22 protein-coding genes and 1 pseudogene are annotated in these 24,122 nt (G+C 57.1%); 8 read left to right on the forward strand and 15 right to left on the reverse strand.

Translation table 11 applies throughout. The features are described from left to right. Window positions 1-43 precede the first annotated feature (43 nt). From P0120_20110 to P0120_20130, 5 genes are read right to left on the reverse strand one after another with little or no spacing between them, the layout of a single operon-like run. The gene (locus tag P0120_20110) at window positions 44-271 is read right to left on the reverse strand and encodes a hypothetical protein (protein MDF0676614.1); all 228 of its coding nucleotides are present in this window, start codon (window positions 269-271) and stop codon (window positions 44-46) included. Beyond that, entirely contained in the window at window positions 268-1,680 is a 1,413-nt protein-coding gene (gene argH, locus P0120_20115) for an argininosuccinate lyase (protein ID MDF0676615.1), read from the reverse strand. The genes P0120_20110 and argH overlap by 4 nt, the downstream gene beginning before the upstream one ends. Beyond that, window positions 1,680-2,894, reverse strand: a complete 1,215-nt coding sequence (locus tag P0120_20120) for an argininosuccinate synthase (GenBank protein MDF0676616.1) — start codon at window positions 2,892-2,894, stop codon at window positions 1,680-1,682. The genes argH and P0120_20120 overlap by 1 nt, the downstream gene beginning before the upstream one ends. 8 nt (window positions 2,895-2,902) lie before the next feature. Next, window positions 2,903-3,880: an ornithine carbamoyltransferase gene (gene argF / locus P0120_20125; protein ID MDF0676617.1), complete on the reverse strand. Its 978-nt coding sequence runs from the start codon at window positions 3,878-3,880 to the stop codon at window positions 2,903-2,905. Beyond that, window positions 3,880-5,097 carry an acetylornithine transaminase gene (locus P0120_20130; protein MDF0676618.1) on the reverse strand — a complete coding sequence of 406 codons (1,218 nt, stop codon included), beginning with the start codon at window positions 5,095-5,097 and terminating at the stop codon, window positions 3,880-3,882. Before P0120_20130 ends, argF begins: the two co-directional genes overlap by 1 nt. A gap of 170 nt (window positions 5,098-5,267) precedes the next feature. On the opposite strand from P0120_20130, the gene P0120_20135 reads away from it, so the two are divergent. Continuing rightward, on the forward strand, window positions 5,268-5,921 hold the full coding sequence (locus tag P0120_20135; GenBank protein ID MDF0676619.1) for a zinc ribbon domain-containing protein: 654 nt from the start codon (window positions 5,268-5,270) through the stop codon (window positions 5,919-5,921). A gap of 68 nt (window positions 5,922-5,989) precedes the next feature. Continuing rightward, a complete protein-coding gene (locus P0120_20140; protein ID MDF0676620.1) occupies window positions 5,990-6,595 on the forward strand; it encodes a 2,3-bisphosphoglycerate-dependent phosphoglycerate mutase in 606 nt (201 codons plus the stop codon). Window positions 6,596-6,878: 283 nt separating this feature from the next. Here the strand turns inward: P0120_20140 and P0120_20145 are convergent, their stop codons facing one another. The 5 genes and pseudogenes from P0120_20145 to P0120_20165 all read right to left on the reverse strand — a co-directional run bounded on the left by P0120_20145 (window position 6,879) and on the right by P0120_20165 (window position 11,124). Beyond that, window positions 6,879-7,361 (reverse strand): SRPBCC domain-containing protein, encoded by a 483-nt coding sequence (locus P0120_20145; GenBank protein ID MDF0676621.1) that lies wholly within the window; start codon window positions 7,359-7,361, stop codon window positions 6,879-6,881. Between the two features lie 94 nt (window positions 7,362-7,455). Continuing rightward, a pseudogene (locus P0120_20150) lies at window positions 7,456-7,683 on the reverse strand (tyrosine-type recombinase/integrase). A 72-nt stretch (window positions 7,684-7,755) separates the two neighbouring features. Continuing rightward, window positions 7,756-8,127, reverse strand: a complete 372-nt coding sequence (locus P0120_20155; GenBank protein MDF0676622.1) for a hypothetical protein — start codon at window positions 8,125-8,127, stop codon at window positions 7,756-7,758. 368 nt (window positions 8,128-8,495) lie between these two features. After that, window positions 8,496-9,917 carry an OmpA family protein gene (locus tag P0120_20160; protein ID MDF0676623.1) on the reverse strand — a complete coding sequence of 474 codons (1,422 nt, stop codon included), beginning with the start codon at window positions 9,915-9,917 and terminating at the stop codon, window positions 8,496-8,498. 499 nt (window positions 9,918-10,416) lie between these two features. Beyond that, window positions 10,417-11,124, reverse strand: a complete 708-nt coding sequence (locus tag P0120_20165) for a uracil-DNA glycosylase (protein ID MDF0676624.1) — start codon at window positions 11,122-11,124, stop codon at window positions 10,417-10,419. Between the two features lie 120 nt (window positions 11,125-11,244). Between P0120_20165 and P0120_20170 the strand changes: the two genes are divergently transcribed. The 6 genes from P0120_20170 (at window position 11,245) to P0120_20195 (ending at window position 18,728) form a co-directional block, all read left to right on the forward strand. Then, window positions 11,245-12,294 (forward strand): lytic transglycosylase domain-containing protein, encoded by a 1,050-nt coding sequence (locus P0120_20170; GenBank protein MDF0676625.1) that lies wholly within the window; start codon window positions 11,245-11,247, stop codon window positions 12,292-12,294. A gap of 4 nt (window positions 12,295-12,298) precedes the next feature. After that, window positions 12,299-13,636, forward strand: coding sequence for a glycerate kinase (locus P0120_20175; protein ID MDF0676626.1), 1,338 nt, complete (start codon window positions 12,299-12,301; stop codon window positions 13,634-13,636). A 15-nt stretch (window positions 13,637-13,651) separates the two neighbouring features. Next, complete coding sequence (locus tag P0120_20180; protein ID MDF0676627.1) at window positions 13,652-16,288, forward strand: PEP/pyruvate-binding domain-containing protein; 2,637 nt, start codon at window positions 13,652-13,654, stop codon at window positions 16,286-16,288. A 127-nt stretch (window positions 16,289-16,415) separates the two neighbouring features. Further along, window positions 16,416-17,774 carry a DNA recombination protein RmuC gene (locus tag P0120_20185; protein ID MDF0676628.1) on the forward strand — a complete coding sequence of 453 codons (1,359 nt, stop codon included), beginning with the start codon at window positions 16,416-16,418 and terminating at the stop codon, window positions 17,772-17,774. 10 nt (window positions 17,775-17,784) lie between these two features. Then, window positions 17,785-18,219, forward strand: a complete 435-nt coding sequence (locus P0120_20190; protein ID MDF0676629.1) for a MazG nucleotide pyrophosphohydrolase domain-containing protein — start codon at window positions 17,785-17,787, stop codon at window positions 18,217-18,219. Next, complete coding sequence (locus P0120_20195; protein ID MDF0676630.1) at window positions 18,216-18,728, forward strand: PilZ domain-containing protein; 513 nt, start codon at window positions 18,216-18,218, stop codon at window positions 18,726-18,728. Before P0120_20190 ends, P0120_20195 begins: the two co-directional genes overlap by 4 nt. A 15-nt stretch (window positions 18,729-18,743) precedes the next feature. Here the strand turns inward: P0120_20195 and panC are convergent, their stop codons facing one another. The 5 genes from panC to P0120_20220 form a co-directional block, all read right to left on the reverse strand. Then, window positions 18,744-19,604, reverse strand: coding sequence for a pantoate--beta-alanine ligase (gene panC, locus P0120_20200; GenBank protein ID MDF0676631.1), 861 nt, complete (start codon window positions 19,602-19,604; stop codon window positions 18,744-18,746). After that, entirely contained in the window at window positions 19,601-20,152 is a 552-nt protein-coding gene (gene folK / locus P0120_20205) for a 2-amino-4-hydroxy-6-hydroxymethyldihydropteridine diphosphokinase (protein MDF0676632.1), read from the reverse strand. The genes panC and folK overlap by 4 nt, the downstream gene beginning before the upstream one ends. Window positions 20,153-20,235: 83 nt before the next feature. Further along, entirely contained in the window at window positions 20,236-21,411 is a 1,176-nt protein-coding gene (locus P0120_20210; GenBank protein ID MDF0676633.1) for an LL-diaminopimelate aminotransferase, read from the reverse strand. A 202-nt stretch (window positions 21,412-21,613) separates the two neighbouring features. After that, window positions 21,614-22,912 (reverse strand): ISNCY family transposase, encoded by a 1,299-nt coding sequence (locus tag P0120_20215; protein MDF0676634.1) that lies wholly within the window; start codon window positions 22,910-22,912, stop codon window positions 21,614-21,616. A gap of 11 nt (window positions 22,913-22,923) precedes the next feature. Further along, window positions 22,924-24,098 (reverse strand): IS3 family transposase gene (locus tag P0120_20220; GenBank protein MDF0676635.1). Its coding sequence is split into 2 segments (ribosomal slippage): window positions 22,924-23,822 and window positions 23,822-24,098, totalling 1,176 coding nucleotides; the frame shifts between segments, so codons are not numbered across the junction. Window positions 24,099-24,122 lie beyond the last annotated feature (24 nt).

Consider the following 24,122-nt stretch of genomic DNA (forward strand, 5'->3'; position numbering starts at 1 on the left):
GGTTCCTTGTATTCAACCAATTGCACCATCCCCAAGACCTTGTTTACCGTATTCCCACCGGCTGCGGTGGAGACAGATCGATGTCCTGGTTTCCCAGGGTAGGATCCGATTCAGCCGATTCTGTCGCTTGCCGCTCTGCCTCGAGGGCATGTTGCCTTTTCTGCTTCTCGATCGTGGGCGTCACTCCGACTAATTCGGGGGGGACCGGTGCCCCCGCCACCCCACAAGAAATTAGGAGCCCTGCCGATACAAGAATAACAACAGCTTTCATGACAGTGACCTTTCGAGGTCCTTAATTCGCCGCTCAACTCGTTCCCGTGCTGTCGCCCCGATTTGTCCCTTGTGATCGATTGCCGCTACGGGAGTCAACCAAGAAAACACGCTCTCGTCGATCCGTTCACAAAATACTCGAAGTTCCTCAAGTGACAAATCCGTGACGTCACGCCCTTGATCGAGCGCAGCCCGGACGATTCGCCCGGTGATCCCATGAGCTTCGCGAAAAGGCACGCCTCTCATGACCAAGTAGTCGGCCAGTTCCGTGGCGAGGAGTCCTCCTCCTTGCAGCGCTCGTTTCATGGCCTCTCCGCTGACTTTCAGCCGGCGCATTAATTCCGTCATCACGTGGAGAGATGCCGTCACCGTATCAAGGGCATCGAAGAGGGCCGCCTTGTCTTCTTGCAAATCCCGATTATAACTCAACGGCAGAGCCTTGAGCAGAGTCAGCAGATTGACGAGGTGGCCGTAGACGCGTCCGGTTTTTCCTCGGACCAGTTCGGGGACGTCGGGGTTCTTCTTCTGCGGCATCATGCTGCTTCCTGTACAAAATGCGTCCGGCAGATCGACGAACCGAAATTCTTGCGATGCCCATACGATCAATTCCTCACTCAGCCGTGACAAATGCATCATCACAATTGAGAGGGCCGATGCCGTTTCGATCATGAAATCGCGGTCGGAAACCGCATCCATGCTGTTCTGGGTGACGGCGGGAAACCCCAGCAGCTCAGCCGTGTATCGGCGGTTCACCGGATAGTTCGTACCGGCCAAGGCACCGGATCCGAGCGGCATGACATTGAGTCGGCCTCTTGCATCACGTAGTCGGCCTTTGTCCCGTTCGAACATCTCCACGTACGCCAGCAAGTGATGCGCAAACAGAACCGGCTGAGCCCGTTGCAGATGGGTATACCCGGGCATGATCAGTGAGCGGTTTGCACCGGCCTTTGCGACCAGCACGCGTTGAAATCCAGCCAATCGCTCATGCAGCTCATCCAGCCGAGTACGCAAATACAGCCGAATATCCAGAGCCACTTGATCATTCCTGCTACGGCCTGTGTGCAATTTGCCCCCCAACGGGCCGATCATTTCAGTCAATCGCCGCTCGATGGCCATGTGTATATCTTCGTCTTGAGGTGAGAAGACGAATTGTCCACGATCGAACTCGCGTTTGACTGATTCCAACCCACGGACGATGGCGCGCGTTTCTGCTCGCGTGAGGATCCGAGCCTTTTCGAGTGTCTTACAATGGCCGATGCTCCCGTCGATATCCTCGCCATAAAGCCGACTGTCGATCGTCACCGACTTGGTAAACGCTTCGACCAATGGATCGGTCTGCTCTCGAAACCGGCCGGCCCAGGCCTTCCCTCCCCCGCCGGCCGACTTCGGATGGTTCCTGCGCCTGGCCATCAGGACGAGGCTTTCCTTCTCTGCGCGCGAATCTTCAGTCGCAATGCGTTCAAACGGATGAACCCTTCCGCGTCCTTCTGGTTATACACGTCATCTTCCTCGAACGTGGCGATGTCGAGGCGATAGAGAGACTGTTTGGATTTACGTCCGGCCAGAGTACAACTTCCCTTGTAGAGTTTGACCCGTGCGACACCGCTGACGTCCTTCTGGGCTTCATCGATCGCCGTCTGCATCATTTCGCGCTCAGGGCTGAACCAATACCCGTTGTAGATCAGGTCCGCAAATCGTGGGATCAAACTGTCGCGGAAGTGGAGGACTTCGCGGTCCATCGTCAAGGATTCGAGTCCGCGATGCGCAACGTGCAGAATCGTTCCTCCCGGCGTTTCGTACACCCCTCGCGACTTCATCCCGACGTAGCGGTTTTCCACCAGATCGACCCGACCGACCCCATGCCCGCCGCCCAATTTGTTGAGATGGGCCAGTAAGGCAGCAGGACTCATCTTCTTGCCGTCGACCGCGACGGGATTGCCCGCTTGGTATTCGATCTCGACTTCCTGCGGCTTATCCGGTGCTTTTTCCGGTGAGACGGTCATCTGGAATATTTCATCCGGAGGCGATTCCCACGGGTCCTCAAGAATGCCGCCTTCATAACTGATGTGAAACAGATTCGGGTCCGTGCTGTAGGGCTTGGCTTTGGTCGCGGTCACCGGAATGCCGTGGCGTTCGGCATACTCGATCAGTTCGCGCCGGGAGCGCATGGTCCATTCCCGCCAAGGCGCAATGATCTTCAAGTGAGGTGCGAGCGCCATGTACGTCAGCTCGAAACGCACCTGATCGTTGCCCTTCCCCGTGGCGCCGTGCGACACCGCTTCGGCGCCCTCTTTGAGCGCGATTTCAGCCTGTCGACGAGCGATCAGCGGGCGAGCGATCGATGTCCCAAGGAGGTAGCAGCCCTCATACATCGCATTTCCGCGCAACATCGGGAACACATAATCTTTCACGAAGGTTTCCCGAAGATCCTCGACATAGACCTTCTTGACGCCGAGCGTTTGGGCCTTGGTTTTGACGGCCTTCAGATCTTCCCCCTGGCCAAGGTCGGCGCAAAACGCAATGATCTCGGCCTGATAGGTTTCCTGCAGCCATTTGAGGATGACGGATGTATCCAGTCCGCCGGAATAGGCCAGGACGATTTTCTTGATCGATTGTGGTTTCACGGCTGATCCTATCCGGTATGATTCTTCCGGCTGAACAGCTGAGTCAGAATCGCCTTTTGCATGTGGAGGCGATTTTCCGCCTGATCGATGACGACGGACTGTGTGCCGTCCAGCACCTCCGCCGTAATCTCTTCTCCTCGATGAGCCGGCAAACAATGCATGACGATGGCGTCGGATTTCGCCCGTTGGAGCAGCCGTTTGTTCAGTTGGTAGGGAGCGAGCGTTCGTAATCGTCGTGCCTGCTCCCGCTCGCGTCCCATACTGATCCACACGTCGGTATACACCACATCCGCCTCTTTCACGGCGACCATGGGATTCTCAAACACCTCGATGGATGTGCCGGTGGTTTGGCCTTCCATTCGGGCACGGTCGATCACCCGCTGATCCGGTTGATAGCCGGACGGACAGCCAATCACGACGCGCAGGCCCACCTTCGTTCCCGCTTCGATGAGCGAGTTGGCCACATTGTTTCCATCGCCGATGTACGCAAGGCTGAGCCCTTTGAGCCGGCCCTTGATCTCCTGAATCGTCATCAAATCGGACAAGGCCTGACAAGGATGGCTATGGTCGGTCAGCCCGTTAATCACCGGCATCGCGGCTTCTGCCGCCCATTCTTCGACGATTGAATGGTCATAGGTTCGGATCACGATCCCGTCCAGGTAACGGGACAGGACGCGTGCCGTGTCCGAGACCGTCTCACCACGCGAGAGTTGGATGTCGCTCATGGGAAGGACCAGTGCATGGCCGCCGAGTTGGTTCATCCCCGCCTCAAACGACACGCGGGTCCTTGTCGACGGCTTTTGAAACAGCAGCCCTAAGGTCTTCCCGTGCAGCAACCGATGCGGAGTGCCCTGGCGCTGCTTCTTCTTCAGAGACGTCGCCAAACGCAGCAAGTCGAGGACCTGCTCTCGCGGCATCGTCGCGACGTCGAGTAGGTCCTTGGCATAGCGCCCGCCGTTGACATTTTGTCGGGCTGACACGGCCATCAGTGATGTGACTCTTTTCCCGCCGTCGTGCGCTGGTTGAGCAGTATGTCGAGGAGGTCGACGAGCTTATCCACCTCGGGCTGTGTGATCACCAACGGCGGCACAAAGCGCAGCACTCGCTCGGTTGCGGCATTGATCAGCATGCCGCGGGCAAGCGCATCGGCCACCATTGCTCGGGCGTCGGCCTCCAACTCCATGCCTTGCAAGAGACCAAGGCCTCGCACATCCTTCACGATTCGATGGCGGTCTTTGCAGTCGGCCAACCCTTTTGCCAGGTACTCACCCATGCGCCGCGCTTGGTCCAGCACCTTTCCTTCGAGCAGCACACGGCAAACGGCCAGCGCCGCGGCACAGGCCAAGGGATTTCCACCGAACGTCGACGCATGAGAGCCGGGCGTAAACGCTGCGGCCACCGATTCTTTTGCCAAACAGGCTCCGATCGGCACTCCGCCGGCGAGACCTTTTGCGAGGGTCATGATATCGGGTATCACGCCGAGTTGTTCATGGGCGAAGAAGGTGCCGGTTCTCCCCATGCCCGTTTGAATTTCATCGAAGATGAGCAAGATGTCTTGTTGTGTACAGAGATCTCGCAGGTCTCTCAGATAATCTCGGTCGGCCACATACACGCCGCCTTCCGCCTGAATCGGTTCCAACATGATCGCCGCGGTCTTCTCACTAACCATGGACTCGATCGCGCCGAAATCATTGAACGGTGCATAAGCAAATCCCGGCATCAGCGGTTCGAAGCCCTTCTGAACCTTCTCCTGTCCCGTGGCGGTGAGCGTGGCCAGCGTACGGCCATGGAATGAATTCTTCATCGTGATGACTTCAAAGCGGTCGGGCCCATGCCGCTCATGCCCATACCGCCTCGCCAGTTTAAGCGCCGCCTCGTTGGCCTCCGCCCCGCTGTTGCAGAAGAACACACGGTCGGCAAACGAATGGTCTACCAACATTTTCGCCAGTTTCACTTGAGGTTCGGTGTAGTAGAGGTTCGAGGTGTGGATCAGTTGCACGGCTTGGCGTTGGATGGCCTGGACCAGGTCAGGATGACCATGCCCCAATACATTGACGGCAATCCCACCGACAAAATCAATGTACTCTCGGCCTTCCAGATCGTAGACCTTTGCACCACGTCCCCGTACAATCGTGATCGGCTGGCGACTATAGGTCTGCATGAGATATTTATCGGCATCGTCTCTCAGGTTTTGGCTCGGCATAACCGCGTATCCCTTTAGAAATAAAGGAAAGCTAGCACAGGGGCAGTGGGAAGAGCAATAAGCGGAACATCGAGGGAATTGCCCTCAAGCGAGACTTGCTCGCAGTTCCGCAATCCGCCATTAGCGATAGGCCATATCCTTCCGTTCCGAGTGTGGTAAGCTGCGTCGCCATGATGATGTGCAGTCAGTGCAAGCAACAGAACCCCGATGAGGCTCAATTCTGTCATCAGTGCGGAACCAAACTGGCTGAAGCCAAGCCTGTCGCCGAGGCCGCCCCTGAGGTTTCCACCGCTCGGCCGGTTCAGGACGACGAGACGTTGTGGCGCCAATTCATCGGCTCCAACGCGGACCACTATCTGACGGTGTTTAAGAAATTTTCGGCGAACGGCCGGCCGAAGTTCGCTCTCTCATGGAACTGGCCGGCGTTTCTCTACATCTCCTTCCTGTGGTTTCTGTACCGGAAGATGTACCTGCACGCGTTCGTTTATGCGGTCGGCCCGATGATTTCGACCTATCTCACGGGCGACTTTTCCGCCGGCATCGTTTGGAGCATCATGGCGGGAGCAACCGCAAACTATCTGTATTATTGGCATTGCCGAGAGCACGTCGGTGAAATCAAGAAAGCCGATCGGATGGATCGTGCCGCGCAGGAAACCGCACTGAAAGAATCGGGCGGGGTACAGCCTTATGTCATCTGGGTCGGCGTGTTTTTCTACATCATCTTCCTGGCGACACTCGTGAAGATGATTCAAGAAGGCCCGCCCGATCTGGATAAATCGCCCGGCCGACCGGCCAAGCAAGCGGTCATGCTGTCACAGGCTTGACTTGGCACAGTAATTCAGTATGCTTTGGACCCTGATGGGATGGTCACGTTGACGACAAAGGATAGGCGATGGCTCGATTAGTCTTGCTTCGTCATGGGGAATCGCAATGGAACTTGGAGAACCGTTTTACCGGCTGGGTAGACGTGCCGCTCTCCACAAAAGGTACCGAAGAAGCCAAGCAGGCCGGTGAGAAGCTCCGTGGATTTACCTTTGACCGGGCCTTCTCCTCCGTCCTCACCCGCGCTAACGAAACATTGAGAATCGTGCTGGAAGTCCTCGGGCAGACGAATATTCCCATTGAAAAAGACAAGGCGCTGAACGAGAGGATGTATGGAGAACTCCAAGGATTGAACAAGGCCGAAACCGCCAAGAAGTACGGCGACGCGCAGGTGAAAATCTGGCGCCGAAGTTATGATGTGAAACCGCCTGGTGGAGAGAGCCTGAAAGATACGGCCGAACGCACCTTGCCGTACTATGCGAAGATGATCAAACCTCATCTGCTGAAGGGAGAGACCATCATCATTGCCGCGCATGGCAACAGTCTTCGCGCGCTGGTGATGGAGCTGGACCAATTGTCGAGGGAACAGGTCCTTGAGCTGAACATTCCGACCGGCGTGCCGCTGCTGTACGAATTTGACAAGACCGGCAAAGTGCTCTCGCACCGCTATCTGTAATCACTCAACGCCGTCGATCCCAAGATAAGCTCTTCATCTTGGGATGCTTGTGGAGCGTATTGGCGATTCGAGGGGGAAGTCTCTACAATCTCGTCTCAAGAATTTTGGTTCCGCTGCGCTCAAGGAAGTCCGCATTTGGAATGCGCATGATGTTCGATGGCTTCCAAGCAAGGGCGTCTGGCGTGATGAGAACATATCCGTCGATCGCTTTCACTATGGCGTACGCGCCCAGGAAGCGCCGAACGGCCCGCGGCTCACCGGCAGGCGCGGAGCAACCGGTCGTTCAGCGGCTGTCCGGTGCAGCCGCTGGTGCAACGAAGGGGTAGGCGTCACGCCTCTCGATCCTGTGTTTGAGCGCGGTGTTCATTGCTTCAAACCTGGCCTTGGTGTCCCGGTCAAGCGCACCACGCAAGAGTGGCACGAGCAGACCGTTGAAGCGCTCACCATGCATGAGTTGCGTTGATCCTTCGCGATCCGCAGAGAGGCAAAAGTAGTGCTCTCCATCGAATATGCCCGGAAGCAAGAGCCTGCCCTTCCACCGGAACTCGCGACCCGGATTGTGACGAAGAACGATGGGCTTAAAGATCATTGGCTTGCCCCCTTGAGAAGAGAGCGTGATCTTGATCGAAGAACCCTCGGATGGCTGCCCTTCGATCGACCGGACGAACGGATTCCACTCTGGATAGCGCGCGAAGTCGAGCAGCACGGACCACACTTGCTCAGGAGTTGCAGCGATTGCGATCGTCGTCTTGATCTCGTGTTGCACGTGGCACCTAACAATGTTTAGGCCGATCCGCATAAGCGCGGCATCTGGCTGTTTCAATCCGCGTAACACACGACGAACGTTCGGACACTATACGTCATTTGTGTCGTTGGTTGCACGAGTTGCAACTGTATGACGATGCTTCATGGATTCTTATGCGGATCGGCATAACACCCGTCCCGTGAATGGGTTCACATGCTGTCCAGCGGACACCCACCAGCCCTCGATGCAGCACATGCGTATAGATCATCGTCGTTTTGAGGTCGCGATGGCCCAACAGCTCCTGCATCGTGCGGATGCTTGAGCCGCTTTCGAGCAGGTGCGTGACACAATCATCACTGACGATCGGCGGCGGCATGCGTCCGCCTGGATTCGTGGCTCATCAGTGTGCGCGTCACTACAGGTCCACCCCGTGGAATACCTCAGCACTCACTACCAGACCATCCGGGCCAAAGGTGAGTTGCTCTGAGACCCACTTCCTTCGCCCGCCGATCTCGGAAATGTAGACAATCGCCACCTCCCTCGTGGTGGGATCCCACAAGACCCGATCAACCACGAATTGCAGTGCGCCAATCTGCGCAACCGCCTTGTTCCAGTACTCGCGTAGCACCTGCTTGCCAAGCACCGCACTGGTGCCTACGACGGTTCGTGCTGTCAGGCTGGTGAACGAGACGTTCTCGTCAAAATGAGCCAACACATGTTCGACGGCGAGCTCGTTCCATGCCGCAGTCCACTCTGCCGCAAATGCCAGCGCTGCTTCGCGTGTCATGTCCTCTCCTCTCTTCATCGTCCGACGCCGCTTGCGCCTCAGCGCGATGTTTCGTCTCCCATGAGCCTGGCCCTTACTGATCCACCAGGTGAGCGTATCGCTCACGGGACGCCAGGCCTGTTAAGTCGTGGAGGAAGGCGCGCGGTGCTCCAAGGAACAGTTCTATTGGGAGAGAGGCCACCCTACTATACCGTGGCAGCATGATGTGAGGCTTCACAGACGTTAAATGATGTGTCTGTCGACTGCAACGAGAGAGTAGAGAACCTCACATGCGAGGCGGTCCTCCGGCCACGTACTCAGGCAAGTTTGTGGGAGATCGGCACGACCATGTCGGCCCGCGATCGGCCGACATGGTCATCAGTGCGGAATCAGCGATTCACGACTTTTCGAACCATTCCTCCATATGGGGCGGTGTTTTGGCTGGTGCTTGCGCCTTGATCGTCCTTTTCACCAGCGGAGGCGATCGGCTCAGGCGACTGGGTGACGACGATCTCGACCCGTCGATTCTTGCTCCGACCTTCTTCCGTGTCGTTGGTTGCGATGGGGCGGGAGTCCGCATACCCGACGGTCCTGACTCGGTCGGCACCTACCCCACCCTTGATCAGAGCCTTGCCAGCATGTTCGGCCCGCGCCCGAGAGAGCTCAGTGTTATCTTTATAGGGTCGCCGAGTATCGTACTTGACCGGTGTGCTGTCGGTATGTCCGGCAACTTCAACGCTTTGAGGACGAAATTTACGCAAGGCCACGCCGATTCGCTTGACCAAGGAGGTTCCCGCCGGTGTCATGGTGGCTCGCCCTTTGGGGAACAGTTCACCCGACGACAACGCAAGGGTTAACTTGTCTCCGCGCTGATCCAACACCACGCTGCCCCGTTTGAGCTCATCCTGGAGCGCGGTCATCAACTTCTCGTTGACCTTGGTGAGGTCGATCGTGGCTCGTGCCGTCGTGACGGCTTGCCGAGGAACCGCATTCTTGTTGGAGGGATCCTGCTTGGCCAGCTTCGGTAAGCTCTTACCCAGGCTCGCGAGCAAGCGCTTCGCCTGTGTCAGCTGAGCGTCTCGAGCGGCGATTTCCCTATCCAGGTTGGACTTGGCCAGCTGGTATTCTTGCTCTTTCGCCACCAGTTGCAGGTCAAGGTCCGCAATGCGTTGCATCGCTTCGTCGAGCTGGTCATTGCTGATGACAAATTGTCGCTCGATGTCGTTGACTTGCTGTTTGGCCAGCTCCAGTCTGCTCTTTGTCCGGTTCAGCTCCTGCGACATTTCCTGGTGGGTGTCTCGTTGAGTGCAGAGCCCCGCGAGTTCCTGCTCCTTTTGGTTCAGCTGCGCTTCCAACGTTTCCGCGCGGGTCTTCTCGACGTTCAACTGATTCGCTGCCGCTGCCGTTTTCTCTCGCAGGAGGGCCAACTCCTTCTCTTTGGTGGTGAGCTGCTCTAAGAGTTGCTCCAACCGCATTGTCTCTTTGTCTGCCTCGGAAAGTTGGCTCTGAGGAGCGTCTACAGTAATAGAAGTAATAGGAGTAATCGGGGCGGTTGAAGCAGCAGGAGAGGTATCGTCGCTGTCGATTTTATGGACATACGAGCCCCCCTCGTTGTCTTGTTGAGCGTGCCGAACATCCGCCGGTCTCAGGAACCCGACGAGCATGGCCATGGGGGAACTTTGACCATTGTCTGATCGCATGGCGGTCGGCTGGTTCTCGGCAATAGACTGAGTGGCGGCAGCCAGACTCACTTCCTGTCCACTCACCGTGACGGTGAAGAGAAAGGCGAAGGCGATTAGCTTTGTAATCATGTCTCACCTCACTGCTAAATAAAGATGATAAGTGGCGGCAACTCTACAGTAGGTTCAAAAGATTCGAAATTTTGAAAGTCCAATGCTTGGGAAACACCCCTCCTCTCGACACGGTAAAACGTCCGCAACGAAAGAGAAGAAAGCGATCCGACCAAAACTCTGGAACTATGACTGCTACGCTTTCTTGAAATTTGGGTGGTACTAGAATGTCCTGCTATGTCCTATACGCCGTCTCGTGCCACTTTGCAACTGGGGATTTTTGTTCGCGTCGATTTCAGCCCGCGGTCCAAGCGGTGCCGGAGAATGGGTTGATACGGGCGGGGACGTGACAGGGGTCACTACGCAAACGTAATGGTACGTACCAGGGGAGACTACACCACATCTAGTGGATTGGATATGAAGGAGTGAAAAAAGTCTCCTAGCGGGCCTACGGTCTTCGGGACGAAGAGTACCTTCGCCTCACGATCCTCGCTTGCATGTTGCCGGAGAGCTCACATGATCACAATCGACCCACTCGATTACGCGATGACTCAATTTCTTTTCTAGCCCTCCGAAACACCGCGTGAAACATCGAGCGAGTCAATTTCCCGGTAAACGTGTTTTGTTGGCTGGGGTGATAGGAACCCAGCAGTGTCACGCCCCAGGATAAGCGATAGACGACACCATGTCCAAATTTGGGGACCGGCGCCGGCATAGCACGCCCCTGGGTCCGACAGATCTTGAGGTAATGATCGAAGGCGATCTTTCCCAGAGCAATCACCACGCGGTGATTCTTTAGGAGACACACCTCCTCCTGCAAGAATCGACCGCAGCGTAGAAACTCCTCCGGTGCTGGTTTATTCCCCGGCGGTGCACACCGCACAGTTGCCCCAATGTAACAATCCGTCAACGATAAACCGTCGTCTGTGTGTTGCGAAGCAGCCTGGTTGGCGAAACCATACCGATACAGCGCGTCATACAGCCAATCCCCGCTCCGATCACCGGTGAAAATGCGGCCCGTCCGGTTCCCACCGTGTGCCGCAGGAGCGAGCCCAAGAACATAGAGCCGAGCCTGGTGATCTCCGAAGCCGGGAACCGGCCGCCCCCAGTAGGTCCAATCACGATATTGTTTCCGTTTCTGCCGTGCAATCGCCTGTCGATAGACGACCAACCGGGGACAGGCCGTGCATTCGGTGATAGCCTTGTTCAGAACTGTCAGGGCACTCATAGCGGCGACAGTGTAACACGAGCAGGAACCCTATTCTGCTTGCCGGTGATGGAGTCAGCTGTTAGCATGATTTCGCCTTTGGTGACGGCTTGTATTTGGACACAATAGAGGGGTTCGAGAATGATCATCCGTTCTGTGCAGTCTTTGTTTTCTATGGTCGGAATCGGTCTTTTTATCCTGTCACTGTGCTCCTCAGCCCTGGCCACGTCGGAAACAACGGACAATGACGGCCAAAAATCAGAGGCGGAGAAAGACTTACTCATACCGGACCTCCTGGATTCGCAGCCCGAACCGGAAGACCGTCTGGTCATTTTGCCGGAAATCAAACGCGAGGGAGAGCGGTTCTTTCTGAGTTCATTCAAGTTGCCTGACAAGATTACCTTTGCGGGAGTGCCGGTTCCTCTGGATAATTGGCAAGTGAGAGAACGAGTCGAATACGAGTTCTATCAATTTTTAGAAGATCAAGGCGAAAGCATCGTCCTCGCCAAACGGACCGGCCGTTGTTTCCCGCCCGCCGAAAAGCAGCTGGCCGATGCCGGTTTACCGGATGATCTCAAGTATATGTTGCTGGTCGAGAGCAAGTGCATTTCAGCCGCCTACTCGAGAGCCAAGGCGTCCGGTCCATGGCAATTCATCCCCTCCACCGGGCGCCGGTATCGACTGAAGAGCGACGCCGTCCGAGATGAACGTCGAAATCTCGAAATGTCCACCGAAGCGGCAGTGAAGTACCTCAAGTACCTCAAAGATTTTCAGGACAACGATTGGTTCTTGGCCATGGCCTCCTACAACGCCGGTGAGGAACGAATCCGCAAGCTGCTCAAGGAGCAAAAAATAGCCGACTATTGGAAGATGCATGGCCCACGCGAGACCCTGCGGTATGTCCCTCGTATCATCGCCGCGAAGGAAATCTACTCCCAGCCGGAGAAGTATCTCGGGCTGACCAAAAAGGATCTCTACATGCCGCTGGAGACTGAAACCGTCACGGTGAATGTTAAGGAGTCCCATCGCGCGATGACCTCGATCGCCGAAGAATTCGGCACGTACCTTCTCGAGCTCAAGATGCTGAATCCTGAGTTTAAGAAAGATGTGCTCCCTCATGGCACCTATCAAATCCGTGTGCCCAGGCAGACCTGTCCTAGCCGCTGTTTCAAGCAAGAAAAGATGCCATAGGGTCATGCGGCTTCGCCTCCCCGCTTCTTCTGCGCGGTCGCTCCTTCGAAAGCTGATAACCGCAGGTCTGGATGCTTCTGACCCGTATCAGGCCTTACTTACCAGCGTCTCACTCAATAGACATTCCTTGCTTGTGGGACGTCGCGCCTATGATCTCTCCCATATCGGCCGTATTATCGCGGTCGGCGCCGGCAAGGCGTCGGCAAGGATGGCACAGGCTTTAGAGACAGCCTTAGGGACAAGGTTGGAAGATGGACTCGTCATCGTCAAGACAGGCCACACACTCGCCACCAAGCGGATCACCGTGGTCGAAGCCGGTCATCCGATTCCAGATCGTGCGGGCCTTCTCGCAACTCGACGGCTTCTACGTCTGACACAACATCTGACACCTCGAGATCTGCTGATCGTTCTCTTGTCCGGAGGTGCGTCGAGCCTGCTCCCGGCTCCAGTCCCCGGTGTAACGCTAACCGACAAGCAACGCACGACGCGCCTGCTGCTCCGCAGCGGGGCAACAATCAATGAGATCAATGTCGTGAGGAAACATTTGTCACTGGTCAAAGGTGGCGGGTTGGCCCTGTCCACTAGGGCGAAGGTTGTTACGCTCTTACTTTCAGACGTCATCGGCGATGATCTCGGTTCCATAGGCTCGGGGCCGACAGCAGGCGATCCTTCGACATTTGCAGACGCAGTGGACGTGCTGCAACGGTATGGATGCTGGCATGCCGTGCCTGCTGCCGTACGCAACTACTTGTGCCAAGGCCGAAAAGGAGCTGCGCCGGAGACCTTGAAGCCCGGTTCACGACGGCTGCGCTCCGTGCAGCATCACATCATCGGCAACAACCGGATGATGCTGGAAGCGGTCGCGCGGACCGCACAACGGGCAGGCCTTCACACCAAAGTCGTCTCGCACCCTATCATGGGAGAAGCGCGCGCAGCAGCGAAGCAGTTGATGGACCTCACCAAGAAGATTACGGAGGGACAGAGTAACTTGAAGCGCCCCTATTGCGTGGTGGCCGGAGGTGAGACCACGGTGACGGTCACGGGCCATGGAAAGGGTGGGCGTGCTCAGGAATTCGCCGCTTCAGCGGCATTCGAGATCGCCGGCCTTCCCAACACATGGGTCGTGGCACTGGGCACCGACGGAACCGACGGACCCACCGACGCAGCCGGAGCAATTGTCAGTGGAAGCACCGTCGCGCGAACGAAGAAACTCGGCATTGATCTCTGGTCATCCTTAAATAGGCATAATACCTACCCTGCCTTGAAAGCTCTTGGGTGTCACATCCATACCGGTCCTACAGGGACGAATGTCAACGACCTTTACCTCGTCCTCCTGCTCTAGCTACTATGCCGACTTATGGCTGGTCCCTATATCCTTCCGCTGGCTCAGTGTATCGATGTTGATCTCACGGGAGGAAAGGCCATCGGGCTCGCTCAGCTCATCACGGCCGGCTTCTCTGTGCCCCAAGGGTTCTGCATCACGACCGAGGCGTACATACAGTGTCTGCAAGAGTCAGGATTTATTGAACATGACGAGTGGCGGAAGGTCTGCGCCTTATCTGGAAGCGAACGAGCCTCTGCATTGGCCGACTGCCGGACTCGCATCAGACAGGTAGAGACTTCCCAACTTGCCGTTCAATGGCGGAGGACACTCCAAACTCTCAGTGGACCACTGAGCGAACACTGGGCCGTCCGATCATCAGCCACCAATGAGGATACGGCTCAAGCCAGTTACGCAGGGTTCTATCGCACTCACCTGGGCGTGGTTCTGTCGGACATTGATGCTGCAGTGAAGGACCTCTGGGCTTCACTGTGGGAAGAACGGGTGGTGAGCTACACAGCTCGTCGGAACTACCAGACCGCTCCAAGGATGGCTGTGGTGATCCAACCGATGATCGACGCTCAATCGGCGGGAGTGGCCTATTCAATACATCCTGTGACCGGACGGTCGAATCAGGTGACGATCAATGCCGTACCTGGCCTCGCAGCATCGCTGGTCGATGGCACGGTCAAGCCGGACCAGTATGTCGTGGAGGTCACTCATGAAAAGCAGCCGATTTTGGTCCGTAAGCGCATCCTTGCGCATCACTCCCAACGACTGGTCGTTTCCAAGGATGGGCTGCAGGTCGAACGGTTCGGCGACGCGGCTCACATCCAACCATCGCTCACCGATACACAGCTCTTTTCCCTCGCACAGACGACCAAACAGGTGGAACAGGCCTTCGGTCACCCCATCGATCTCGAATGGGCCTTCGATGCCGGACAACTGTGGCTCGTACAGGCCAGGCCGATTACGGCGGTCCGCTCTTCCTCCAATCTCACGAACGACGACTGCGAATGGTCGCGAACGAATTTCAAAGAAACGATGCCTGAACTGCCGAGCCTGTTGAGTCTCTCGTTTCTTGAGCGGTTCATGGACCGCCACATCATCTCTCATTATCGAAGATTGGGATGCCATATTCCCGATGGACTTACATCGGTCCGGGTACTGAGAGGACGTCCTTATCTGAACGCGACCCTGTTCCATATCTTGGTGGCCCAACTAGGCGGAAACCCATCGTTGAACGCCGAACAGATGGGCGGCGAACCTTTGCGAACCATCCCGAAGGTACAGCCGATCAACGGAACGGCGCTCGCTCGGGCCGGCTGGATGATGTGGATGGAGATGCGGCGGGTTGAGCGTTCCGGTCCACGATTGTTCCGGGAAATGAAGGATCTGGCTACGACTTATCGCCGTGAGCACATTCTGCACCTGTCGGTGGAAGAACTCGTGCGCGAGATCGACAAGTTCGGCCCCTGGTTAGAGGGCCGCGACGTCACGTTCGGCATTGTCGGCGGCGTCGGCCAATGCCTGCAGATTTTCAGCCAACTCCTGCCTCGGTGGCTCGGACCAGACTGGAGGAGTTTGCTGAACGCCGCCCTCCAAGGACAAGGGACCGTCATCAGTGCACGACAGATTCTCCGCCTCGCTGAGCTGACGGACATCGCCCGAGACGAACCGGCGACCGGCGCATTTCTCACATCGGAACCGTGGGAACCTGCACCGTTTCGCGCGGCTCTCGCCGACACGAAATTCCTACGGGCCTTCGACAGGTACTTGGAAGACTATGGGCACCGTACAGTCGGTGAATCGGACCTCATGTCCCCGCGTCTTGCCGATAGCCCTGAATCAATTCTGGCTATCGTGCGTATTCAACTCATCTCCGGCTCTCCTTCACAGAAGAGCATCCTCTTGCGTCAGGGCAACGCCAGAACCGCTGCGCTTACTCAAATCAAACGACGCATCGGCCTGCGCTACCATAGGTGGATCATCTTTATGTGGTACTACCGAAGGCTCTGTCGCTTCTTCTCGCTGCGTGAAGCCAATCGACACCACTTGATGTATTACTCGGCGGCCCTCCGCAGCCTCTTGATGCGCCTCGGTGAACTTCTGGTCGAGCAGGGTCGGCTTCACCAGGTTGACGACATCTTTTTTCTGCCGACCGACGACCGAGCTGACCTGCTGGCCGGAAGTACGCGAGACTGGAAGGCCGTGATCAAAGACCGGAGAGCCGAGCGAGAGCGCGACGCAGCAGTCGAGGTACCTGACACGATCCACGACTGGGAAACTGCGAGCGAGCAGACGATGACCTCTAACCAAGCTGAAGGAAGCGGTACCTTGTCGGGCATGCCGATCAGCGTCGGAACCGTGACAGGTCCGGTTCGAGTCATTCGCTCAGTGGCGGATTGGGGCAAGGTGATATTTGGAGAAATTCTGGTGGTCCCTACCATCGACCCTGGATTGGCTCCTCTTTTCGGTCTTGCCGGAGGCTTGATCGCGGAAATGGGCGGCACATTGTCTCATGGAGCCATTATCGCTCGCGAATACGGACTGCCGACCATCGCCAACGTTGAAGGAGCCACGGCACGGCTTGCTGACGGGCAGCGCATCACGATTGACGCCGGGTCAGGGACCATTTGTATCGAGCCGTCTCCACAACAGGAAGACAGATAGAGCTGATCGATCGGGGCCTTCTGCTTCCTTGACCTTTCTCAATCCATTGCGTACTCTCCAGAAAATTATCGCGCTTTAACGCTATATATAGGAGTTTGTGCTTCGATACTTGTGAGATGGGTCGAGCATGCCTGACACAATTATTCTTGTTATGAGCTTCGGGGGAGGACTAATCCTGGGCGGCCTGCTGGTCGGACTCTGGATCACAAGTCGCTTGCGGACTCAGGCTCAACGAGCCGAGGCAACGGTGGACGAACTGCGGAAGCAACTCGAACGAGAACGAGATGCCCTCGTGTCTCTTCGTCAAGAATTGTCTGTGGTTCAACAAGCCCGCATCACTGCGGTAACCCGCATGGAAGACACTGCACGGCAACTCACGGAGCAGAAAAACCTACTCGACCATACACGTGAAGAATTTATCGGATCGTTCCAAGCCCTCTCGGGCGAGGCATTGAAGCAAAATAACGAAGCGTTCTTGAAGCTCGCCTCCGTGTCGTTCGAAACCCTGCATGTCAAAGCGGACCGTGACTTGGTGCAGCGGCAGCAGGCGATCGATGCCTTGGTACGCCCGCTCCAGGAATCGCTGCAACGCTATGCTGAGCAAGTAGGTTTGCTCGAACAATCTCGCCAGTCGGCCTATGGTGGATTGGATCAGCATCTACGATCGTTAGCGGAATCGCAACACCGACTGCAGCAGGAGACGGGGAATCTGGTCAAAGCCTTGCGGGCTCCGACCGTACGGGGCCAATGGGGCGAATTGACGTTGAAGCGAGTGGCTGAACTCGCGGGTATGGTGGACCATTGCGATTTCGTCGAACAGCCCTCTGTGACCGGCGACGATGGACGTTTCCGCCCAGATATGGTCGTCCAGTTGCCCGGAGAGCGCCAAATTATCGTGGACGCGAAGACCGCGCTCTCGGCCTACCTCGATGCCCATGAAGCCCAAAACGAGACCCAACAAGCGGAAGCGTTGCGTCGCCATGCTGCTCAGGTCAAATGTCGCATGGACGAACTGTCTCTGAAAGCGTACTGGACTCAGTTCGACCGTGCGCCGGAGTTTGTCGTGTTGTTTCTCCCAGGGGAGCAATTCCTCGGAGCAGCGCTGGATCAGAATCCCCGTCTGATTGAAGAGGGGTTTGCAAACGGGATCGTGTTGGCGACCCCGGCGACGCTCATTGCGTTGCTCCGAGCGGTCGCTTACGGCTGGCGCCAAGAACGCATGACCGCCCATGCGGAGGAAGCAGGTCGGTTGGGCAAAGAACTGTACGAACGCATGGCTGTGCTGGCGGAACATATGAACGAGGTGGGACAGGCCCTCGGCAAAAGCGTGTCTGCTTACAACCGCGCCGTCGGTTCTCTTGAGACACGCATTCTCCCAGCAGCACGGCGCTTCAAAGAATTGGGGGTATCATCCGATCGCAACATCCCGGTGTTGGGGCCGACGGAAGTTGTTCCACGCAAGACCTTGCCGTTTGAGATCGAATGAAGGAGCAGGCATGACAGACGAACAAGCCATGGTCGAAGCATTTCATAGCAAGTTCGAGATTTTGGTACAGACTGCGCCGACGGATTTGAATGAGGAAACGAAACACCTTCGTGTCCGCCTGATTCAGGAAGAGTTCGATGAGTTGAAGGAAGCGATGGCCGCAGGAAATCTCGCCGCGGTGGCTAAAGAAATGGCGGACCTCCTGTATGTGACCTATGGAACTGCGGTGTCCTACGGGATCGATATGGAACCGGTGTTCCAGGAAGTGCATCGGTCGAATCTGAGCAAAGTTGGTGGCTACAAGCGGGCCGATGGGAAATGGGTGAAGCCGCCGACGTACTCGCCGGCTGATATCGAATCGATTATAGAGGTACAGCGGGAGCAACTGTTTGCGGAGCGGCTACCTGTGGATGATGCCGCCGTCGGTATGCCTCGGAGTTCATGAGAGACCCATACTGCCCAAGTTGCGGAACACTCTTCGTCCGAGTCGTCTATGGCGAGGGAACCATGGAGCGACTCTTGAATCGCTTCAGGATATTTTCATTCCGGTGCCAACTCTGCACCACACGCTTCCGTGCCTATCGGAATCAGCTCCCAGGCCGGACTTCAGCCGCGGATCGCCGGCAATACAAACGGTTGCCGGTGTCGTTCCGGGCCAACGTTCTCGCAGAGAGTGCCGTACGAAATGACCACCGTGTGACGGATATCTCCATGGGGGGTTGCACGCTCGAGACGACGAAGACCTTGCCTCAAGGGACCTGTATCGGACTAGTCATCAAACCGGCTTCAGACGAAGAACCGATTAAGATTGGGACAGCCATGGTCTGTTCTTCACGGCCGGAATCGATGGGCATCCGGTTCCTCGAAATGGTGGCGGATGACAAGAACCGCCTCAGTCAGGTGATCCTCAGCTTGCTGGTAGGACAAAGCCTCCACTCGAATCTCCTCTCTTGATGGCACCTCACCGCATTAGGAGGACCGCCGTGGCGGGGTAGTCAGAAGATTATCGATGAGCCGAACAGATCCTATCCGCACCGCGCCAAGCAGCACAACTCGCGACCGCACAGCGGAAAGCGGTTCCAAGGTATACGGATCGCAGACTGCCAGATAGTCGATCGTGAGAGCCGGTTCTTTCTTGACGATCTGAACCATCGCTGAATGGACTGCTTCGGCGTCGGTGATACCGCTTCGGATCGCCTCGGCTCCTGCTTGCAGGCCCTTGTACAACGTGACGGCACGAATTCGGTCATCAGGTGACAGGTAGATATTGCGTGAACTCATCGCCAGTCCGTCCGCTTCACGCACGGTAGGATGGACAACAATCTCCACACCGAGATTCAGATCCTTCACCAGCTGTCGGACGAGTGCCGATTGTTGAAAATCTTTCTGCCCAAAGATCGCAATTTTAGGACGGACGATTCCGAAAAGCTTGGTCACGACGGTCGCAACGCCGGAAAAATGATGAGGACGCACCTCTCCTTCCCACCGGTGTGCAATCGTCGGAAGTGTCACCATGGTTTGAAATCCTTTCGGATACATCGCCTCTACGGTCGGCTCAAAACAGATATCTACGCCTTCTTTTCGGCATAGCGCTCGATCCTGAGAGATAGGGCGTGGGTACTTGGCCAGATCTTCCTGAGGCCCGAACTGCGTGGGGTTCACAAAGATACTGACGACGAGCGCGTCGCATCGCAACCGCGCCGCCCGTATCAGCGCCCGATGGCCCTCATGGAGCGCCCCCATTGTCGGAACCAACCCAATCTTCACGCCTTCGCGAGCAAGTCCCTCGCTCCAAGCTGCCATGGCTAGGGGGGAGCGAACGATCTTCATGAGCCAGGTTGAGAACTGCAGGCCGGACGTGAACCGTATCTCGTTGAAGGCTGGGGGAAGAGGAGACGTACTTGAGACTGGTCCTGGACTTCCGTCAACAACTGCGCGACAGACTGTTTGAGTGTCGGATGCACCCACAGCGGATCGAGCTCATTCATCGGCAGGAGGACAAATCGTCGCTGGTGAAGACGAGGATGCGGAATGGTCAACCCTGGTTCTTTGATCACATGCTCGCCATAAAAGAGGATGTCCAGGTCGATCGTGCGAGGACCGGAGCGGTCGTCATCATCCCGCCCAAGAGAGCGTTCGATTTCCTGGAGAGTCGATAAGAGACTGCGTGGCGTGATGTCCGTTTCAAGCTGCATTACTCCATTAAGGAACCATCCCTCCCCCGGATCGGTCCGGTCACGGACTGGTTCTGTTTCATACAATAACGAGACGCCTTTCAGCCTGGAATGCGGCATGAGACTCAGCAACGTTACTGCCCGATCGCAAAAATCGATTCGATCGCCGACATTCGACCCGAATCCAATGAAGGTGGTCTCCATAGCCAGTTAGGCGTGAGGGGTAAGGAGTGAGGGGAAAGCTCCTTCTATTTCTGCCTAACCCCTTACCCTTCACCCCTTACTGTTTAAAATCCCGTCATTTTGATCCGCTCAACCGCTTCCGCCAACCGCTCCTTGGACGTGCACAGGGTCATACGGATGTAGCCCTCTCCCGGCGCGCCGAATCCATTCCCGGGAGTCGTCACGATACCGGCCTTTTCTAAGAGATGAGCAGTGAAGGAGGTTGAGGTATAGCCCTTCGGTACCGTCACCCACACGTAGAACGCGGCTGGAGGAGGATCGACTTCTAAGCCGAGATTCTTGAGACCGGGAATAAGGGTGTCTCGACGATCCTGGTAAGTCTTTCTCAAGCTGTCTGTCACCGAGTCGTCCAGGCCCAGAGCCGTAATACCGGCCTCCTGAACCGCCTCAAAACAACCGGAATCCAGGTTGCTTTTCACCTTGCCGAGGCCGGCCAAGACATCCTTGTGGCCGACTGCGAAGCCGATGCGCCAGCCGGTCATGTTGTAGGTCTTGGAAAGCGAATGGAACTCAACCCCGACGTCCTTTGCGCCGTCGACTTCCATGAAACTCGCCGGGCGGCGCCCGTCATAATACACCTCTGAATAGGCGGCATCGTGACACACGATCACCTGATTCTGCTGCGCAAATTCCACCACGCGTTTGAAATAGTCCTTCGTCATGATCACAGAGGTGGGATTGTTTGGAGAATTGAGCCACATCAGCTTGGCCTTCTTGGCCACCTCTTTCGGGATCGCGCTGAGGTCAGGCAAGAAACCGTTGGCTTTCGTCAGCGGCATAATATGAGACGTACCGCCGGAAAAACCGGTGCCGACGGGATATACCGGGTAGCCGGGGCTCGGAACTAGGACGACATCCCCAGGATCGACAAAGGCAAGATGAATATGCCCAATCCCCTCCTTCGAACCGATCAGCGTGAGGACTTCGTTCGCTGGATCAAGCGTCACGTTGAATCGGCGTTTGTACCAACCAGCCACGGCCTTCCTGAAAGACAACATGCCTTCATAGGAGGGATATTGGTGATGCTTCGGGTCCTTGGCCGCGTTCGCCAAACTCTCGATGATCGGCATCGGCGTCGGCAGATCGGGATCGCCGATGCCGAGATTGATGATATCGACCCCACGTGCGATGGCCTCTTGCTTCATTTTGTCGATCGCAGCAAACAAATAGGGAGGCAGTGTCTTAATGCGTGTGGCAACTTCGATCGGGAAACCGGACATTCCTTTGTCTCCTTTCGAGATAAGTTCACATGTTGGAAAGTGACAAGGTTAGAAAGCGCAGAGAGAGACTTTCCAACTTTTCCGCTTTCACACTGGAAGCGATAGGGTACTTCAGCACAGAGTCGGCAATCAACGTGCAGAAGGAAGAAGTGTCAAGCCCAAATAGAAATGTCCGCTTTCTCCCAAAGTAGAAATGTCCGGTTTATGTTCCGGCCGCCGCCGGGTGGTGTCCTCGTTCCTGCCGCCATCGCTTGCGCCATGGATGATCCGCCGGCGGTTTGATCGGGCGCTGCGATCGGGACACCGCCGTGACCGCTGCCGCCGACACAGGTCGCGCCGCGATCGCGTGAAAGGCGAGCGCCCGTCCGTGGTGCGTGAGCCGCATCGTCCCATCCACATGTTCTTCGACCACCACACGAGTGGCGCGGAGATTGTCGTGAACCTGATAGAGCCGCCCTTCATGAGCAATGGTGAAGTCCTTCCGCAGACACCGGGATGTCTTGATACACAGGCTTCGCTCCAGCACCTGGGCCGTCGGCTTCGGCCGATGCAGATTGACTGCGTGCGCCGGCCGCACCGCGAACCGGCGGTTGTAGACCGGCAGATAGCCCTCCAGGAATCGGTTCGCCGCCTCGAAGGTCCCAATCCGTGCGAGGCGCAACTCCTTGACCAGTCGATCCTGGAACGTCTTAAACAGCCGCTCCACCCGCCCCTTGGCCTGTGGGGAGTGCGCCGCGATCAGCTCAACCCCCAGCTCATCCAGTGCCCGTCCGAACTGACTCTGGGGTGCCTCCCCGGCCAGCTGCTCCGCCACCGTGGGCTCAGCTGGCGACTGGTAGGTCGTATGCTTGTCCGCATAGATGGCCAGCGGAATCCCCTGGTGCCGAATGTAGCGCTGGAAGCTGTCCATCGCCGGGATCGTGCCCTCGTACTCATAGAACCGAGCAAAGACGCGACTGCTCGCATCGTCGATGTAGGCCATCAGGACACCCCACGGGCCGCGCCCCTCCAACCAATCATGATGGGACCCATCCAGTTGCACCAGTTCCCCGACATGCGCCTTGCGCGCACGCCACGCGCGATGCGGTCGCTTCCGGCGTGCGAAATGATCAATCCCCCGCTCCCGCAACCAGCGCCGCAGAGTCTCGTCGCTGACCTCGAGTCGGTGCCGCTCCGTCAACTTCTCCGCCGCCAACGTCGGCCCAAAGTCTCCATAGCGTGTCTCATACAGCCGCAGCATCTTCGCCTTGACCGGCTCCGCGATGCGCCGATTCGACGGCTTCCCCCGTCCCCGATGGACACGTCCCTGGTCGCCCTCCTCCTTTACCCGCCCAAGAAGGCGCCGGATCTGACGCTCCGTCAGCCGCAACATGGTGCCCGCCTCCTGTTGTGTGATCCGCTTGTCCCGCACCTGGCGAATCACATGGATCCGCCGCAACTCCTTGGCACTCATCATCACCCTGTCCTCTCCCTGACCTGGGTTGTCAATAGTGGACGCCATGAATTGCCGCCTCACGCCGCCAGCTGTTGACGAGCCCACTGCTGGGCAAACACCGCGGGCGAGCAATTTCCCAGCCTGGAATGCCGACGCTGACGGTTATAGAAGAGCTCGATGTACTCCGTGATCTCTCGCCGAGCCTGCTCCCGTGTTTCATACCGCCGGTGGTGCACCAGCTCATTCTTGAGCGTTCCCCAGAAACTCTCCATCGGCGCGTTATCATAGCAGTTGCCCTTCCGACTCATAGACGGGGTCAGGCCGAACTGCCGCAATTGCGCTTGATAGTCCTGGGCACAATATTGAGAGCCGCGATCAGAATGATGAATGAGCCCCGGGGCCGGGCGCTTGGTGTCGAGAGCGTTCCTGAGCGCCCCCTGCACCAAGTCCGTCGTCATCCGCGCCCCCATCGCATGCCCAACCACCTCACATGTATACAGATCTTTGATCCCCGCCAGATACAACCACCCTTCTGCGGTGGGGATATACGTGATGTCGGTGACCCAGGTCTCGTTCGGGCGCGTGGCGACAAACGTTTGGGCCAAGACATTCTCCGCCACCGGCAGCGAGTGCTTTGAATCCGTCGTGGTCGTGAACCAGCGCACCTGTTTGCAACGTAGTCTCAGTTTCTTGCGTAGCCGTTTGATGCGTCCGACCCCAGCGGGGAACCCATCCTCACGCAATTCCGCTTGGAGACGTTCCGGCCCATAGGTCTGCCGGGTGCGCACATGCGCGGCCTGGATCGCCACTTCTAGGCGCGCGTTCTCCTGAGCGCGCTTCGAGGGACGGCGCGTGCGCCAGGCATAGTACCCACTTCGGGACACCTCCAGCACCCGACACAACACACTCAGGGGATACTGGGGCCGCAGCGTCCTCATGAGCGCGTACCGGGCAGCTGCGCCTTGGCAAAGTACGCGGTGGCTTTTTTTAAGATGTCGCGCTCCATCCGCGCCTCGGCCAGGTCGCGCTTCAGCCGAGAGACCTCGGCCTCCAGCTCTGTCACGGGCCGTCGGCTCTCCCCCAGCGTCGCGAGCTGACCGCGCCGGGCTCGACACACCCAGTTCTCGAGCGTCTTGCCCGACATGGCCAGGCGTCTTGCTACCTCTGGAATCGTCAACTTCTGTTCCAGGACCAGCTGCACCGCTTGCTCACGGAACTCCTTCGTATACTGCTGTCGCGGAACTCGTTCCATCTCACACCTCCAGACCTCAGATCA

This window comes from Nitrospira sp. (genome assembly GCA_029194675.1).
In the GTDB taxonomy this organism is placed as follows: domain Bacteria; phylum Nitrospirota; class Nitrospiria; order Nitrospirales; family Nitrospiraceae; genus Nitrospira_D.